The sequence below is a fragment of the Burkholderia sp. 10_S31 genome (assembly GCF_056930375.1).
This window is the reverse complement of sequence record NZ_JBXOWK010000003.1, coordinates 831,978-847,627: the sequence shown is the minus strand read 5'-3', so window position 1 is coordinate 847,627 and position 15,650 is coordinate 831,978. Positions and strand designations below refer to the sequence as shown.

Genomic DNA, 15,650 nt, shown 5'->3' with positions numbered 1-15,650 from the left:
CCGTCAGGAAGTGGTTCGGGAAACAGGTGCAGGCGGCGGCGCGGCGTCGGTCTCGGCGACCACGAACGACACCGCGTAGTCACGTTCGTCGCTGACCGTCACGCGTGCCGTGATACCGCGTGCGGCAAGCCAGTCGGCCAGCTCGCCCGACGCGACGACGTACGGTTCGCCGCTGGGCTGGTTGAGGGTCTGCAGCGCGCGCCAGGTCATCGGCCAATGCATGCCGAGCCCGATCGCCTTCGAGAACGCTTCCTTCGCGGAAAAACGCGTCGCGAGAAACGCGATGCCGCGCGCCTCGGAGCGCGCGCGGCGTGCGTGGAACACGCGCAGCTCGTCGGGGCCCAGCACCTTCTCGGCAAACCGGCCGCCCGTGCGCTCGAGCACAGCGGCGATACGGCTCACCTGGACGATGTCGGTGCCGATGCCGTAGATCGCCACGTCAGCGCCCGCCGTGAAATGCGGACGACGCCGGGTGGCGAGATAAGCGCGCGCGCACGGAATGCATCGTCAGCGCGCACCACCGTGCAGCGCGGCGACACGCGCGGCGACCATGATCGCCTTCATCTCGCGCACTGCGTTGTCCCAGCCCGCGAAGATCGCGTGCGCGACGATCGCATGGCCGATGTTCAGTTCGACGATGCCGTCGATCGCGGCGATCTGCTGCACGTTCGTGTAATGCAGGCCGTGACCGGCGTTGACCTTCAGGCCCAGTTGCGCACCGGCCTGCACACCCGCGACGATGCGCTCGTATTCGCGCTGCTGCTCGACTTCGTCGTGCGCGTCGGCATAACGGCCGGTATGCAGCTCGACCACCGGCGCGCCTGCTTCGTGCGCGGCGCGGATCTGCGTTTCGTCCGGATCGATGAACAGCGATACGCGCACGCCGGCGTCGGCGAGCTGCTTGCAGGCCGCACGCACGGCTTCGAAGCGGCCGGCGACGTCGAGGCCGCCTTCGGTCGTCAGCTCCTCGCGCTTCTCGGGCACGAGGCACGCGTCGTGCGGACGCACTTCGCACGCGATGTCGAGCATCTCGGCCGTCACCGCGCATTCGAGGTTCATGCGCGTCTTCAGCAGCGGGCGCAGCTTGCGCACGTCGGCGTCGACGATGTGACGACGGTCCTCGCGCAGGTGCAGCGTGATCGCGTCCGCACCGGCCTCTTCGGCGGCGAGCGCCGCGCGGATCGGATCGGGATAGGTCGTGCCGCGCGCGTTGCGCAGCGTCGCGACGTGGTCGATGTTCACGCCGAGGTCGATGGCGGTGGGCGTTGTCAGGAAGAAGCTCATAGGTTTTGCAGGTCGATCAGGATCTGACGCGTGGCAAGCGGCGTACCGCCGAGATAGGTGTTCAGCAAGAAGCGCATCAGCGTCTTGCTTTGCGCAACCGTCTGGGCTCGATGGTAATCGTCCTGCTCCATGTCGAGCAACGTCTGTCCGGTAATCACCGGCCAGTGCGACGGCACGTCGTCGTCCGCATTGCGCACGCCGCGCTCGGGATCGAACACGTAGCGGCGGTCGGGTTCGACCGCGCGGCGCGCGACCGTGCGATTCAGCGCCATCGCATAGCCGGTCTCGCGCAGCAGCACGCGCTCGAACGAGCGCAGCACCTGCACCGCGGGTTCGCCGTGCGCGAGACGCGTGAGGGTCAGCACGTAATGATTGAAAAGCGGCGGCTGGGGATCCTCGCGCGCGCAGAATTTCACGAGCAGCTCGTTCGCGTAGAAGCCGCACAGCAGCCCGTCGCCGCCGAGCGGCAGCATCCCGCCGACCCACTCGGCGCCCGTCAGCGTGCGTACTTCGGATTTGCCCGACCAGGACAGCAGCAGCGGCTGGAACGTCTGCAGCACGCCGCGCAGCGCGGAGTGCGGGCGCTTCGCGCCCTTCGCGACGAGCGCGAGGCGGCCGTGATCGCGCGTGAGCACGTCGATGATCAGGCTCGTTTCCCGGTACGGATAGCTGTGCAGCACGAACGCCGGCTGCTCGGCGACGCGGAAATCGGACGTGCGAGACGTCGCGCGCCGCGCCTTGCGACGCGGCGGTTCGGGCGGTGCCGGCAGCGGCGCGTCGTTCGCGCCGGCGGTCACCGCGTCTTCGGTCGACGTCAGCGCGTCATTCGTACCCATAGGCGCGCAGCCCCGCCTCGTTGTCGGCCCAGCCGCTCTTCACCTTCACGAAGGTCTCGAGGTACACGGGGCCGTCGAACAGCTTCTCCATATCCATCCGCGCCTCGGTGCTGATCTGCTTGAGCTTCTCGCCCTTCTTGCCGATCACCATCGCCTTGTGCGAATCGCGTTCGACGAGGATCGTCGCGAAGATGCGCTTCAGGCGCCCTTCCTCCTCGAACTTGTCGATCAGGACGGTGCTCGTGTACGGCAGTTCGTCGCCGGTCCAGCGGAACACCTTCTCGCGCAGGATTTCGGCCGCGAGGAAACGCGAGCTGCGGTCGGTCAGCTCGTCCTCGCCGTAGATCGGCTCGCCTTCCGGCAGGTATGGCTTGATCGTGTCCAGCAGGCGCTTGATGTCTTCCGGCCGCTGCGCCGACAGCGGCACGAGCTCAGTGAATTCGCGCAGCCCGCTCATCTGCTGCATGAACGGGAACAGCGTCGCCTTGTCGGCCACGCGGTCGATCTTGTTCGCGATCAGCAGCGTCGGCATGCCGGGCGGGATCAGGTCGAGCACCTTCTGGTCGTCGGGCCCGAAGCGGCCGGCCTCGATCACGAACAGGATCACGTCGACCGACGTGAGCGTCGACGTGACCGCGCGGTTCAGCGAGCGGTTCAGCGCGGTGCTGTGACGGGTCTGGAAGCCCGGCGTGTCGACGAACACGAATTGCGCGTCGTCGAACGTGTTGATGCCGGTGATGCGATGGCGGGTCGTTTGCGCCTTGCGCGACGTGATGCTGATCTTCTGGCCGACGAGTGCGTTCATCAACGTCGACTTGCCGACGTTCGGGCGGCCCACGATCGCGATCATGCCGCAACGGAAACCGGTAGGAGCGGGAGTGTTCATATCGTTTGGGAGACAGGTTCAGAACCGGCCGCGCGACGCGCGGCACGATCGATGGGCAATTCAGTGGTCGGCATCGGCCACGCGCGCCTGCGCGGCAGCGAGGCTTGCGCCGCCCGGCGGCGTGTCGGTGTCGGGCGCCGCGGCGTCGCGGGCGCGCGGCACCGCATGCGAAGCGGCATCGGCCACCGGCTGATCAGCGGACGACGCGGCCGGATCGGTCGCCTGGGCAGCCGGCTTGTCGGCTGCACGCGGTGCGCCTTCAGCGGGCCTGTCGGCACGCTCGGCCGGCTTGTCCGCCGCGCGCGAGCCGGTTTCGCTGCGGTCCGACGGCTTGTCGGACGCCTTCTCGGCAGGTTTGTCGGCTGTCGGCTTCGCGGAGCGGTCAGCCTTGTCCGCGGCCGTTTCCACATGCGCGGCACGAATCGCGGCCATCGGCGCCTGCGTCGGCCGCTCGCCGGCGTCGGCCGCGGCAGACGCCGCAGCGGCCAACTTCGCGTCGCGCGCCGCCGCACGTTCCTTCCGTTCCGGAGAACGCAGGTCGAGCGCTTCCTGCACCCCCTTCACACCCGGCACGATTTCCGGCTCGACGTGCTTCGACCCGCGCGCGTTCTTCGAACGCTTCGGCTTCGCGGCCAGCATCGGCGCGGCCGCCAGGACCTCGTCGAGCGCCTTCTTCGCGGCAGCCTGCTCGGCCGCCCGCCGGCTCGCGCCGGAGCCCGACACCTTCACGTCGAGCTTCGGCACCGTGCATTCGACCTCGAACTGCTGATTGTGCGCCGCACCATGCGTCGCGACGACCGTGTAGGTTGGCAGCGCGATCTTGTGCCCCTGCAGGTATTCCTGCAGCAGCGTCTTCGCGTCCTTGCCGAGCGTGCGCGGATCGATGTGGTCGAGAATCGGGATATAGAGGCGCTTGATGACCCCTTGGGCGGCTTCGAAGCCGCCATCGAGGAATACGGCCCCGATGATGGCTTCGAACGCGTCCGCGAGGATCGACGGGCGGCGGAAGCCGCCGCTGCGCAGCTCGCCCTCGCCCAGCCGCAACCCTTCCGAGATATTCAGGGCCTGAGCGATTTCGTACAGCGACTGCTGCTTGACGAGATTGGCGCGCACGCGCGACAGGTCGCCTTCGTCCAGCTTGCTGAAACGCTGGAACAAAAGGGCGGCCACCGCGCAATTCAGAACGGAATCGCCGAGAAACTCGAGCCGTTCGTTGTGCGTGGCACTGTGACTGCGATGGGTCAAAGCCTGGCGCAACAATTCCGCATTGCGAAATTCGTAGCGCAGCCGGCTTTCCAACTGGGATAGGGGCATGTGCAGGAGTATAACGCGGGCGCCGGTCGGGCCGAAACGGCACGGCCGGACGCGAAAAGGCGTGACGAGGCGGTGTTACCGCCGGTTCTTAAAGTAGTTCGGCAATACGCGACGCGGCCCGTGCGTCACGTATTGCGTGCGAGTCGAACGCGATCAGTTGAAGGAACCGATGCGCTTCAGGTCGCCGAAGTTCATCCAGATGAAGAACGCACGGCCGACGATGTTGTTGTCCGGCACGAAACCCCAGTAGCGGCTGTCCGCGCTGTTGTCGCGGTTGTCGCCCATCATGAAGTAGTGACCCGGCGGCACCTTGCAGATCACGCCGCGGCTGTTGTACGTGCAGTTATCGCGATACGGATAGTCGTAGGCGCCCATCACGAACGGCGGCACGGCGGGATTGTTGAGAATCGCGTTCTTCTTCGTGCCGATCGTTTCCTCGAACTGCTTCGCGTAATTCTGGCGCTCGTCGTCGAAGAAATCCGGCAGCGGCGTTTCGGGTACCGGCTGGCCGTTGATCGTCAGTTGCTTGTCCTGGTAGGCAACGGTATCGCCCGGCAGGCCGATCACGCGCTTGATGTAGTCGACCGACTCGTCCTTCGGATAGCGGAACACGACGACGTCACCGCGCGACAGCGGGCTGCCCTGCGTGATCTTCGTGTTCGTGATCGGCAGGCGCAGGCCATATTCGAACTTGTTCACGAGGATGAAGTCGCCGACCAGCAGCGTCGGCACCATCGAGCCCGACGGGATCTTGAACGGCTCGACGACGAACGAACGCACGACGAACACGGCCAGGATCACCGGGAAGAAGCTCGCGGTGTACTCGAGCCACCACGGCTGGCGCAGCTTTTCGTCGCGCAGCTTCGAACGCGTCTGCACCGCGTTTTCGTCCGCGAAACGCTTGTCGACGCGCGACTGCTGGCGATCGAACTCCTCGATCGCCGTATCGGCCGCCTTGCGTCGCCGCGGCAGGAACACCAGTTTGTCCAGCACCCACGCTACGCCCGTCACGACGACGAGCACAAAAAGAATCAGCGCAAAATTCATAAAAAGGATCAGTCCTGTTATTTGTCTTCGACGCGCAAGATCGCGAGGAACGCCTCCTGCGGGATCTCGACCGAACCCACCTGCTTCATGCGTTTCTTACCTTCTTTCTGCTTCTCGAGCAGTTTCTTCTTTCGCGTGATGTCGCCGCCGTAGCACTTCGCGAGCACGTTCTTGCGCAGCGCCTTGATGTTCTCGCGTGCGACGATGTGCGCGCCGATCGCGGCCTGGATCGCCACGTCGTACATCTGGCGCGGGATGATCTCGCGCATCTTCGCGGCGACTTCACGGCCGCGGTACTGCGACTGCGATCGGTGCACGATGATCGACAGCGCGTCGACCTTGTCGCCGTTGATCAGCATGTCGACCTTCACGACGTCCGATGAACGATATTCCTTGAACTCGTAGTCCATCGACGCGTAGCCGCGCGACACCGACTTCAGTCGATCGAAGAAGTCGAGCACGATTTCCGCCATCGGGATCTCGTACGTGAGCTGCACCTGGCGGCCGTGATACTGCATGTTGATCTGCGAGCCGCGCTTCTGCTCGCACAGCGTGATCACGGAACCGACGTAGTCCTGCGGCATGTACAGGTTCACGGTGACGATCGGCTCACGAACTTCGCCGATGCGGCCGGGCTCCGGCATCTTCGCCGGGTTCTCGACCATGATCGTCGAGCCGTCGCTCTGCACGACCTCGTAGACGACCGTCGGTGCGGTCGTGATGAGGTCCATGTCGAACTCGCGCTCGAGCCGCTCCTGCACGATTTCCATGTGCAGCAGCCCGAGGAAGCCGCAGCGGAAACCGAAGCCGAGCGCCTGCGATACTTCCGGCTCGTACTGCAGCGACGCATCGTTGAGCTTCAGCTTCTCGAGCGACTCGCGCAGCGCGTCGTACTGGTTCGCCTCGACCGGATACAGGCCCGCGAACACCTGCGGCTTCACTTCCTTGAAGCCCGGCAGCGGCTCGGCGGCAGCCTTGCTCACGTGCGTGACGGTATCGCCGACCTTCGCGGCCGTCAGCTCCTTGATGCCGGCGATGATGAAGCCCACCTGCCCCGCAGACAGCGAGTCGAGATTGCGCGACTTCGGCGTGAACACGCCGACGTGCTCGACCGGATACTGCGCGCCGGTCGCCATCATCTTGATCTTGTCCTTCGGACGCAGCGTGCCGTTGACGATCCGCACGAGCATCACGACGCCGACGTAGTTGTCGAACCACGAGTCGATGATCAGCGCCTGCAGCGGCGCGGCCGGATCGCCCTTGGGTGGCGGCACCTTCGCGATCAGCGCTTCGAGCACGTCCTCGACGCCGAGCCCCGTCTTCGCGCTGCAGCGCGTCGCGTCGGTCGCGTCGATGCCGATCACGTCCTCGATCTCCTCGATCGCGTTCTCGGGGTTCGCGGCCGGCAGATCGATCTTGTTCAGCACCGGCACGACCTCGACGCCGAGCTCGATCGCCGTGTAGCAGTTCGCGACCGTCTGCGCCTCGACGCCCTGGCTCGCGTCGACCACGAGCAGCGCACCTTCGCACGCGGACAGCGAACGGCTGACCTCGTACGAGAAGTCGACGTGCCCCGGCGTATCGATCAGGTTGAGGTTGTAGACCTTGCCGTCGCGGGCGCGATAGGACAGTGCGGCCGTCTGCGCCTTGATCGTGATGCCGCGCTCGCGCTCGATATCCATCGAGTCGAGCACCTGCGCTTCCATTTCACGGTCGGCGAGGCCACCGCATACCTGGATGATGCGATCCGCGAGCGTCGACTTGCCGTGGTCGATGTGCGCGATGATCGAGAAATTGCGAATATGATCCATTCAGTGCCGATCAAGCGAAAAAGGCGCGCTCGACGACTGCGGAGCACGCCTTGTAAGTCGGTGAAAAAACGGCTTATTTTAGCCGAAAAGGCCTTTGCCGGGCGGTAATTTGGACGCCAGGTCAGGGACGCCCCGCCCAAGGCCGCCCGCCGGAGCCTTCTGGCGGGCCGGCCCGCCACCCATCACCTCGCGCCGCGCGCAGTTGGCCGCCACCCGGGCCCGGTTCAGCGCCGGGCCGCGAGCGCACCGCGCACCCTCGTCTCGTCGAACCGGTGGCGACAGACTTCCGTGCCGTTCAGCAGCAGCACCGGCACGTCCTCGTCGTAGCGGGCGACGAGTGCCGGATCGCCATCGATGTCGACGTAGTCGACCGCGACACCGAATTCAGCCGCCACCGGCGCCAGCGCATCGCGCATGTCGTCGCACAGATGGCACCAGCCGCGGCCGTAGAGCGTGAACATCGAGGCGTTACTTCTGCGTCGGGCGCGGGCGCACCGGCACGAACTGCGTGTTGTCGCCGCGCCGCACGAGCACCGCGACCGCCTTCTGTGAATCCAGCTGCGCGGTCACTTCGGCGAATTGCTTCGTGCTCGTAATGTCGGTGTCGCCGACGCGCAGCACGATGTCACCGCGCTGCAGGCCCGCACGGGCCGCCGGCCCGTCGACGCCGTCGATCTGCACGCCGTTCTTCAGCTTCAGCGATTTCATCTGATCCGCCGGAATGTCACTGACCGTCAAGCCGAGCGAATTGGCCTGGCGCGGCTTCTGCGGCACGTTCTTGCGCTGCTCGGCCTTCGCCGTCGTCTCCACCGGCGTCTCGGCAATCGTGATCGGCAGATCGCGCGCCTGACCCTTGCGCCACACGCTGACGGTCGCCTTCGTGCCCGGCTTCGTGTCACCGACCATGCGCGGCAGATCCGACGCCGTATCGACCGGCCGGCCGTTGAACTTCAGGATGATGTCGCCCGGCTGGATGCCCGCCTTGTCGGCCGGACCGCCCGCCTCGACGCTGCTGACGAGCGCGCCTTCCGCCTTCGGCAGCCCGATCGAGTCGGCCACGTCCTTCGTCACCTCGCCGATCGCCACCGCGATGCGGCCGCGCGTGACCTTGCCGGTGGCCTTCAGCTGGTCGGCCACACGCATCGCCTCGTCGATCGGGATCGCGAACGAAATGCCCATGAAACCGCCGGTGCGGCTGTAGATCTGCGAGTTGATGCCGATCACCTCGCCCTGCATGTTGATCAGCGGGCCGCCCGAGTTGCCGGGGTTCACCGCGACGTCGGTCTGGATGAACGGCAGGTAGTCGCCCGTGTTGCGGCTCTTCGAACTCACGATGCCGGCCGTCACGGTGTTGTCGAGGCCGAACGGCGAACCGATCGCGACAACCCACTCGCCGACGCGCACCTTGTTCGAATCGCCGATCGCGACGACCGGCAGGTTCGACGCCTGGATCTTGACCACCGCGACGTCCGTGCGGTCGTCGACGCCAATCAGCTTCGCCTTGAATTCGCGCTTGTCGGTCAGCGTCACGTAGATGGTGTCCGCATCGTCGACGACGTGCGCGTTGGTCATCACGTAACCGTCTGCCGACACGATGAAGCCCGAGCCGACGCCGCGGTTCTGCTCGGTGTCGGGCGGATTGTCCGGCGCTGGCGCGTTCTTCGGGTTGCCACTGCCGTTGCCGCTACCGTTGCCGGGCGCCTGCGGCAGCGGAATGCCGAAGAAACGCCGAAAGAATTCCGACATGTCGCCGTTGTCGAAGCCCGGCGGCAGCACGCCGCGCGGGCCGGGTGTCGGCACGTTCGCGGTGGTGCGGATGTTCACGACGGCCGGCCCGACCTTTTCGACCAGATCGGCGAAATCGGGAAGGCTGGCGGCGGGCGCCGTGACCGCGAACGCGGTATGCGGGACGAGCGGCAGGCAGGCACACAGCGCCGCCGCCGCGAGCACTTTGCGCAGCGTGAGTTTCGTCATGTCGGAAGCCGTAGCGTTACTTGGAAGCCTTGTATTCTATGGCAGACGCGAACTGCTGCAACGTGGCCGGCGGCACTTCGCCGAGCACGGTGATCCAGTAGTCGCCGCGGCGCTTCACGAGAACATGGGTCGCACCGGTACTGCCCGCGCCTTCCTTGCGCGTGTTCTTTTCAGCCGGCTCGATGAAGACGGAGATCGTCGCGAGGCCATCGGTGAAAACGGCCTGGTCGACCGCAATCGGCGGATCGCCGGCGTCGCGCGCGGCCATCGGGCGGCGCACCTCGCGAATCTTCCGGAAGCCGGCGACGGTCGGCGCGATCTGCCAGCCCTGCGCCTCCATGTCGACCGTCGCGACCGGCGGGCGCACCACCGTCCAGCCGCCCAGGTTGCGGATGCCGGCCGCGATCGAGGACTTGTCTCCGGCCGTGCCGCCCGTCTGGACTTGCGAGAACGCAACCTGCTCGAGTACGTGATCGCCCGCGTCGAGCGTCTGCGAGCGCAGTAGCAGTCCGGTGCGCGCGTCGGCCCACAGCTTGTACGTGAAGCGGTACGCATCCTTCGGCACGAGTTCGACGACTTGCGCGTCGAGCCCCGCCACACGGTCCTTGCCGAGCAGCTTCGCGTCATAGACGGACATCACGTGCTCGCCGCCCGCGCCGAGCAGTGCGGGGAACGAGTCGCGCGTCTGGCGGCGCTCGACCACGCACAGCTTGCGCTCGGGTACGAACGTGTACAGCTCGTCGTTATGGCGCAGCACCTTGCGCGGCTTGCCGTCGAGCGTCTCGATGCGCTCGAACTCGCCGTCGCGAGACGCCACGTGCGCGATACGTGACGACTGAACATACCCGCCGCGCTGGTAGACGAACGTGCCCTCGTAGCTCTGCTGCTGTGCCGCCTGCTGGATGCGGTCGAGCCACTCCGCCGCGCCCTTGCGGGTCGCGACGGGATCGTCCGGTTGCTGGGCGCTGGCAGGGAGGGATTGAACGGACAACAGGGCGGCTGCGCAAAGCAGGAGGGCCGGCAGCCGCTTCCATCCGGAGATGGCTTGATTCAACTGCAATGTCCGCATCGGGTTTATTGGCCTGGCGTGGTAGTCACGGCAGCGCGGATCAGCGGCATCGAGCCCGTGACGACAGGCTGCTGCGCGAATTGCTGGTGCGCTTCAAGGTATTGGTCGAGACTTGCGTCGCGGATGATGTTGACGTCCTGTAGGCCCGGCTGCGCCGATGCCTGGGCGACCGTCACGCGCTGCAGGTTGCCGCCCTGCGGTGCGCCTGCCGATGCGACCTGAACGGCGCCCGGCGCACCGGCTGTCTGCATTTGCGGGACGACGATCCACGTCAGCGTGGCGGCCGCGGCGGCCACCGCGAACGCCGGCACGACACGGCGGCGCAGCGACAGCAACTTGCGTGCGACCGGCGCGGCGGCCGGCGCGAGCAGGTGCGGCTCGCTTTCGAGCGCAGCCGACATGCGCGCGGTGAACGCGACGCTCAGCGCGGGCGACAGCGCGAGCTCGTCCGAGCGCAGCGCATCGCCGATCAGGTGGTAATGGGCCCACGTTGCGCGATCCGCGCGGTCGAGCTCAACCAGAAACTGCCCGTGATCCGGGCCGTCGAACAGCTCACCGTCGACCAGAGCGGAAAGGCGCTCGCCGCGCGAGCACGCTTGCGATTGCGTATTGACCGACCCCATGATGCTCCCCATCTTGCACACACCCCGTCGTGATTTCACGACTCTATCCGTAACTAGACCCCGACCCGCGTCGTTGCACCCGTCGCGCTTACCAGCGCTTGCCTTCGGGTGTATCGAGCAGCGGACGCAATTTCGCAGCGATTGCCTCGCGCGCCCGGAAGATCCGCGACCGAACCGTCCCGATCGGACAATCCATCATTTCCGCGATCTCTTCGTAGCTCAGCCCCTCGATCTCGCGCAGCGTAATCGCCTGGCGCAGTTCTTCGGGCAGGACGGCCATTGCAGCGTTGACCGTCTCGGCAATCTGCTTGCTCATCAACATCGACTCAGGCGTGTTGATATCCCTTAGTTGGTCTGCGTCGGAGAAAGTTTCCGCTTCCTCTGCATCGGCCTCGGTGGAGGTCGGTGCCCGGCGGCCCTGCGTCGCAAGGTAGTTCTTCGCCGTATTGACGGCAATCCGGTACAACCACGTGTAAAACGCCGACTCGCCGCGGAATTGCGGCAGTGCACGATACGCCTTGATGAACGCGTCCTGGGCCACATCCTCGACCTCGGCGGGATCCCGCACGAGGCGCGAGATCAGCCGAATGATCTTGCGGTGGTATTTGGAGACCAGGAGTTCGAACGCTGCCTTGTCGCCCTTCTGTACGCGCTCGACCAGAGCCTGATCGATTTCTTTTTCACTCACCTGACAAATCCGTTAACTAGGGATGCAACGCGGAGCGTTATTGTAGCGTTCCGGCGCCGACCGCTGGTTACGGTCGGTAACCGCGCCGCCGTCATGCCCGCCCCGCCGTGCCCGCGGTACGCGCCAGCACGGACAGCGCGCTGAACGACGCAGCATCGAGCGCATCGGCCGGAATCAGCAGCGGCCGGGCACGCCGGGCGCCTTGCCCGACCGACAGCACGAGCAGCAGGCTGCTCCAGTGTGCATGGCCGGTCACGCGGCCCCGGGCCAGCAAGCGCCCGGTGCGGCCAAACGCCGCAATCTCCCCGAAGGCATCGATCCGCAGCTCGGCCGGCAGCCGACGGGCACACGCCCGCGCGGCACACACGACAAGCAGCGCGGCCGTCGCCGCGGACACGCATGCGCCGGCGGCAGCACCGGCCCGCGGCGCCCAGAACAGATACGCGGACGCGGCAGCCGCCGCGACGAAGGCGGCCAGCACGACATACGACACGGCCGAGGCCCGCAACGCAAAGCGCTGCGGACACCCGGCCGGAGCATCGAATGGACTCGTCAAGCGATTTCAGCGTCAGACGCGCTTGAACACCAGCGTGCCGTTAGTACCGCCGAAGCCGAAGTTGTTCTTCACGGCCACGTCGATCTTCATGTCACGCGCGGTGTTCGCGCAGTAATCGAGATCGCACTCGGGGTCCTGGTTGAAGATGTTGATGGTCGGCGGCGACACGCTGTTGTGCAGCGCCAGCACCGTGAACACCGACTCGAGGCCGCCCGCGCCACCCAGCAGGTGACCCGTCATCGACTTCGTCGAGTTCACGACGAGCTTGTACGCGTGCTCGCCGAATGCCGCCTTCACCGCGTCGGACTCGTTCTTATCGCCGAGCGGCGTCGACGTGCCGTGCGCGTTCAGGTACTGGACCTCGTCCGCGTTCACGCCGGCGTCGCGCAATGCCGCAACCATGCAGCGGCGCGGACCGTCCATGTTCGGCGCGGTCATGTGGTACGCGTCGCCCGTCATGCCGAAGCCCGAGACTTCCGCATAGATCTTCGCGCCGCGTGCCTTCGCCGCCTCGTACTCTTCGAGCACCATCACGCCTGCTCCCTCGCCCAGCACGAAGCCGTCGCGGTCCTTGTCCCACGGACGGGACGCGGTGGCCGGATCGTCGTTGCGGGTCGACAGCGCACGCGCGGCCGCGAAGCCGCCGATGCCCAGCGGCGACACCGTCGATTCGGCGCCGCCCGCGACCATCACGTCGGCGTCGCCGGCCTGGATCAGGCGCGCCGCGAGGCCGATGCTGTGCAGACCGGTCGTGCAGGCCGTCACGGCCGCGAGGTTCGGGCCCTTCAGGCCGAACATGATGCTCAGGTGGCCCGAGATCATGTTGATGATCGAACCCGGCACGAAGAACGGCGAAATCCGGCGTGCGCCGCGATCGACGTAGGTCTGGTGCGTGTCTTCGATCATCGGCAGGCCGCCGATGCCGGAGCCGACCAGCACGCCGATGCGTTCCGCATTGGCTTCGTTCACTTCGAGGCCGCTGTCCCGGATTGCCTGGACGCCGGCTGCGATGCCGTAATGGATGAACGTATCCATGTTGCGGGCTTCCTTCGCCGGGATGTATTCCTCGGCGCTGAAACCCTTCACCTCGCCCGCGAAATGCACGGCGAGGTTCGACGGATCGAACTTCGTAACGGTGGCGATGCCGGACTTGCCGGCGACGAGATTGGCCCAGCCGTCGGCAACATTATTGCCAACAGGCGAAATCAGCCCCAGGCCTGTAACGACAACACGACGGCGGCTCACGGTAACCTCTTTTCCATTGGATGACAAAAACAAAAGCCACAGTGGCCACAGGAACCAGCCCTGCGAGCCCTGTGGCTGTTAGTCCGTCCGGCGCGAATGCCGGCAGGATGGCGCGTCAATCGCGAAGATCGCGGCGACGTGGCGAACAAGCGCGAAAGGCGCTTACGCCTTGACGTTTGCGCGAGCGTAGTCGATCGCTTGCTGAACGGTCGTGATCTTCTCTGCTTCTTCGTCCGGGATTTCCATGCCGAACTCGTCTTCGAGCGCCATCACCAGTTCGACCGTGTCGAGCGAGTCCGCGCCCAGGTCGTTCACGAACGATGCTTCGTTCTTGATCTCGGCTTCTGCGACGCCCAGTTGTTCAGCGACGATCTTCTTGACACGTTGTTCGATGTTATCCATTACCCCTCCGAGGGAAAGTTCAGATTTACAAGTGCGCGCATTTTATCAGGTTTGCTGACGCCAAAACGCGCGTTGGCTTGATGGTCGATCAAGCGCCGGTCCGCCTGAAAAACGGGATACGGCGCGGATGGTAAACGAAAACCGTTACGACATGTACATGCCGCCGTTCACGTGCAGCGTCGTGCCGGTAATGTAACCGGCCTGCGGCGATGCGAGGAACGTGACGGCATGGGCGATGTCTTCCGGGCTGCCGAGGCGGCCGAGCGGAATCTGGGTCTTGAGCGCGGCCTGCTGTTCTTCCGGCAGCGTCTTCGTCATGTCGGTGTCGATGAAGCCCGGCGCGACGCAGTTCACCGTGATGCCGCGGCTACCGATTTCGCGCGCGAGCGCACGGGTCATGCCCGCGACGCCTGCCTTCGCAGCCGCGTAGTTGGCCTGGCCCGGGTTGCCGGCCGAACCGACCACCGACGTGATATTGATAATGCGGCCGCCGCGGGCCTTCATCATCGGGCGCAGGACCGCACGCGACAGGCGGAACACCGAATTCAGGTTGGTGTCGATCACCGCGTCCCAGTCCTCGTCCTTCATCCGCATCGCGAGCTGGTCCTGCGTGATCCCGGCGTTGTTGACGAGCACGTGCAGCGCGCCGAATTCCTTCACGGTCGCGTCGATCAACGCTTCGGCAGCCGCCGCGTCGTTGACGTTCAGCACCGCGCCGCGGCCCGTCACGCCCGCTTCCGCGAACCCGGCGGTAATCGCGGCGGCGCCCGATTCGCTCGTCGCCGTGCCGATCACCGTCGCGCCCTGGCGCGCGAGTTCGAGCGCGATCGCCCGGCCGATGCCGCGCGATGCGCCGGTCACGATCGCAACCTGTTTATCGAGAGTCTTTTCCATGAATCGAGTATCCGTCTCTTGAGGAAAGGCGCCGCGTCAGGCGGTCGCCAGCTTCAGCGCTTCGTCGAGCGAAGCCGGATCGAACACCGATGCGCCGACCAGGTTGCCGTCGATGCGCTTCGTCAGGCCTGCCAGCACCTTGCCCGGACCGCATTCGATCACGTGCGTGACGCCCGTGCCTGCGATGTGCTGCACGCACTCGACCCAGCGCACCGGGCCCGCGGCCTGGCGCACCAACGCGTCCTTGATCGCTGCCGGATCGCCGACCACCGCGACGTCGATGTTGTTGACGACCGGAATTTGCGGCGCCTTGACGTCAACGTTCGCGAGGTAGTCGCGCAGTTGGTCCGACGCCGGCTTGAGCAGCGACGAATGGAACGGCGCCGACACCGGCAGCGGCAGCGCGCGCTTCGCGCCCTTCGCCTTCGCGATCTCGCATGCCTTCTCGACGGCCGCCTTCGCGCCCGCGATCACGACCTGCGCCGGTGCGTTGAAGTTCACGGCTTCGACGACGCCCGCTTCCGCGGCTTCGGCACACACCGCGCGCACCGTGTCGTCATCGAGACCCAGGATCGCGGCCATGCCGCCCTGGCCAACCGGCACAGCCGTCTGCATCGCCTGCGCGCGGAAGCGCACGAGCGGCACCGCGTCCTTGAACGCGATCGCGCCCGCCGCGACGAGCGCCGTGTATTCGCCGAGGCTGTGGCCCGCAACGATCGACGGCGCCGGGCCGCCGGCCTGCTGCCATGCGCGATAGCACGCATAGGCGGCCGTCAGCATCACGGGCTGCGTGTTGGTGGTCAGATTCAGCTCTTCGGCCGGACCTTCGGCGATCAGCTTGCCGAGATCCTGATTGAGTGCATCGGATGCTTCCTGGAGCGTCTCGCGCACGACGGCGCGGTCGGCGAATGCGTTGAGCATGCCGACCGACTGCGAGCCCTGCCCCGGAAAAACGAATGCAAATTTCATATCGTCCCCAATTGAATCGATTCGGACGGCGCGCGCGAACGGCGCGCCGGTT

Annotated in this window: 17 protein-coding genes; all 17 read right to left on the bottom strand. The window is 66.0% G+C overall.

The features are described 5' to 3' along the window. Positions 1-3: 3 nt before the first annotated feature. Positions 4-438: a holo-ACP synthase gene (gene acpS, locus AC1Z3W_RS24040; protein WP_057928042.1), complete on the bottom strand. Its 435-nt coding sequence runs from the start codon at positions 436-438 to the stop codon at positions 4-6. A 69-nt stretch (positions 439-507) separates the two neighbouring features. Next, positions 508-1,284 carry a pyridoxine 5'-phosphate synthase gene (pdxJ, locus tag AC1Z3W_RS24035; protein WP_059816037.1) on the bottom strand — a complete coding sequence of 259 codons (777 nt, stop codon included), beginning with the start codon at positions 1,282-1,284 and terminating at the stop codon, positions 508-510. Then, the gene (gene recO, locus AC1Z3W_RS24030) at positions 1,281-2,120 is read right to left on the bottom strand and encodes a DNA repair protein RecO (RefSeq protein ID WP_014897645.1); all 840 of its coding nucleotides are present in this window, start codon (positions 2,118-2,120) and stop codon (positions 1,281-1,283) included. Before recO ends, pdxJ begins: the two co-directional genes overlap by 4 nt. After that, entirely contained in the window at positions 2,107-3,006 is a 900-nt protein-coding gene (gene era, locus AC1Z3W_RS24025; protein WP_041490532.1) for a GTPase Era, read from the bottom strand. The genes recO and era overlap by 14 nt, the downstream gene beginning before the upstream one ends. Positions 3,007-3,066: 60 nt before the next feature. Next, the gene (gene rnc / locus AC1Z3W_RS24020; protein WP_483508571.1) at positions 3,067-4,320 is read right to left on the bottom strand and encodes a ribonuclease III; all 1,254 of its coding nucleotides are present in this window, start codon (positions 4,318-4,320) and stop codon (positions 3,067-3,069) included. A gap of 153 nt (positions 4,321-4,473) precedes the next feature. Continuing rightward, positions 4,474-5,367 carry a signal peptidase I gene (lepB, locus tag AC1Z3W_RS24015; RefSeq protein WP_057928045.1) on the bottom strand — a complete coding sequence of 298 codons (894 nt, stop codon included), beginning with the start codon at positions 5,365-5,367 and terminating at the stop codon, positions 4,474-4,476. A gap of 17 nt (positions 5,368-5,384) precedes the next feature. Beyond that, complete coding sequence (gene lepA, locus AC1Z3W_RS24010; protein WP_057928046.1) at positions 5,385-7,178, bottom strand: translation elongation factor 4; 1,794 nt, start codon at positions 7,176-7,178, stop codon at positions 5,385-5,387. Positions 7,179-7,402: 224 nt separating this feature from the next. Continuing rightward, positions 7,403-7,639 carry a glutaredoxin family protein gene (locus AC1Z3W_RS24005; protein WP_057928047.1) on the bottom strand — a complete coding sequence of 79 codons (237 nt, stop codon included), beginning with the start codon at positions 7,637-7,639 and terminating at the stop codon, positions 7,403-7,405. A gap of 7 nt (positions 7,640-7,646) precedes the next feature. Beyond that, positions 7,647-9,152, bottom strand: coding sequence for a DegQ family serine endoprotease (locus AC1Z3W_RS24000; RefSeq protein WP_175825465.1), 1,506 nt, complete (start codon positions 9,150-9,152; stop codon positions 7,647-7,649). A gap of 16 nt (positions 9,153-9,168) precedes the next feature. Beyond that, positions 9,169-10,221 (bottom strand): MucB/RseB C-terminal domain-containing protein, encoded by a 1,053-nt coding sequence (locus AC1Z3W_RS23995; protein WP_057928049.1) that lies wholly within the window; start codon positions 10,219-10,221, stop codon positions 9,169-9,171. A 5-nt stretch (positions 10,222-10,226) separates the two neighbouring features. After that, a complete protein-coding gene (locus AC1Z3W_RS23990) occupies positions 10,227-10,844 on the bottom strand; it encodes a sigma-E factor negative regulatory protein (RefSeq protein WP_057928050.1) in 618 nt (205 codons plus the stop codon). Positions 10,845-10,932: 88 nt separating this feature from the next. Further along, positions 10,933-11,532 (bottom strand): RNA polymerase sigma factor RpoE, encoded by a 600-nt coding sequence (rpoE, locus tag AC1Z3W_RS23985; RefSeq protein WP_006752490.1) that lies wholly within the window; start codon positions 11,530-11,532, stop codon positions 10,933-10,935. 91 nt (positions 11,533-11,623) lie between these two features. Then, complete coding sequence (locus AC1Z3W_RS23980) at positions 11,624-12,088, bottom strand: hypothetical protein (protein WP_175825464.1); 465 nt, start codon at positions 12,086-12,088, stop codon at positions 11,624-11,626. Positions 12,089-12,100: 12 nt separating this feature from the next. Next, on the bottom strand, positions 12,101-13,333 hold the full coding sequence (fabF, locus tag AC1Z3W_RS23975) for a beta-ketoacyl-ACP synthase II (RefSeq protein ID WP_057928052.1): 1,233 nt from the start codon (positions 13,331-13,333) through the stop codon (positions 12,101-12,103). A 162-nt stretch (positions 13,334-13,495) separates the two neighbouring features. Beyond that, positions 13,496-13,735, bottom strand: coding sequence for an acyl carrier protein (gene acpP, locus AC1Z3W_RS23970; protein ID WP_004197638.1), 240 nt, complete (start codon positions 13,733-13,735; stop codon positions 13,496-13,498). Positions 13,736-13,879: 144 nt separating this feature from the next. Continuing rightward, a complete protein-coding gene (fabG, locus tag AC1Z3W_RS23965; protein WP_483508570.1) occupies positions 13,880-14,629 on the bottom strand; it encodes a 3-oxoacyl-ACP reductase FabG in 750 nt (249 codons plus the stop codon). A gap of 36 nt (positions 14,630-14,665) precedes the next feature. Then, positions 14,666-15,598 (bottom strand): ACP S-malonyltransferase, encoded by a 933-nt coding sequence (gene fabD, locus AC1Z3W_RS23960; RefSeq protein ID WP_483508568.1) that lies wholly within the window; start codon positions 15,596-15,598, stop codon positions 14,666-14,668. Positions 15,599-15,650: the final 52 nt, after the last annotated feature.

What these genes read in the sequence shown, in the direction of transcription:
- recO (WP_014897645.1), bottom strand. Translation starts at nt 2,120, where the DNA reads ATGGGTACGAATGACGCGCTGACGTCGACCGAAGACGCGGTGACCGCC.
- lepB (WP_057928045.1), bottom strand. Translation starts at nt 5,367, where the DNA reads ATGAATTTTGCGCTGATTCTTTTTGTGCTCGTCGTCGTGACGGGCGTA.
- lepA (WP_057928046.1), bottom strand. Translation starts at nt 7,178, where the DNA reads ATGGATCATATTCGCAATTTCTCGATCATCGCGCACATCGACCACGGC.
- rnc (WP_483508571.1), bottom strand. Translation starts at nt 4,320, where the DNA reads ATGCCCCTATCCCAGTTGGAAAGCCGGCTGCGCTACGAATTTCGCAAT.
- era (WP_041490532.1), bottom strand. Translation starts at nt 3,006, where the DNA reads ATGAACACTCCCGCTCCTACCGGTTTCCGTTGCGGCATGATCGCGATC.
- AC1Z3W_RS23990 (WP_057928050.1), bottom strand. Translation starts at nt 10,844, where the DNA reads ATGGGGTCGGTCAATACGCAATCGCAAGCGTGCTCGCGCGGCGAGCGC.
- fabG (WP_483508570.1), bottom strand. Translation starts at nt 14,629, where the DNA reads ATGGAAAAGACTCTCGATAAACAGGTTGCGATCGTGACCGGCGCATCG.
- fabD (WP_483508568.1), bottom strand. Translation starts at nt 15,598, where the DNA reads ATGAAATTTGCATTCGTTTTTCCGGGGCAGGGCTCGCAGTCGGTCGGC.
- acpP (WP_004197638.1), bottom strand. Translation starts at nt 13,735, where the DNA reads ATGGATAACATCGAACAACGTGTCAAGAAGATCGTCGCTGAACAACTG.
- AC1Z3W_RS23995 (WP_057928049.1), bottom strand. Translation starts at nt 10,221, where the DNA reads ATGCGGACATTGCAGTTGAATCAAGCCATCTCCGGATGGAAGCGGCTG.
- AC1Z3W_RS24005 (WP_057928047.1), bottom strand. Translation starts at nt 7,639, where the DNA reads ATGTTCACGCTCTACGGCCGCGGCTGGTGCCATCTGTGCGACGACATG.
- AC1Z3W_RS24000 (WP_175825465.1), bottom strand. Translation starts at nt 9,152, where the DNA reads ATGACGAAACTCACGCTGCGCAAAGTGCTCGCGGCGGCGGCGCTGTGT.
- pdxJ (WP_059816037.1), bottom strand. Translation starts at nt 1,284, where the DNA reads ATGAGCTTCTTCCTGACAACGCCCACCGCCATCGACCTCGGCGTGAAC.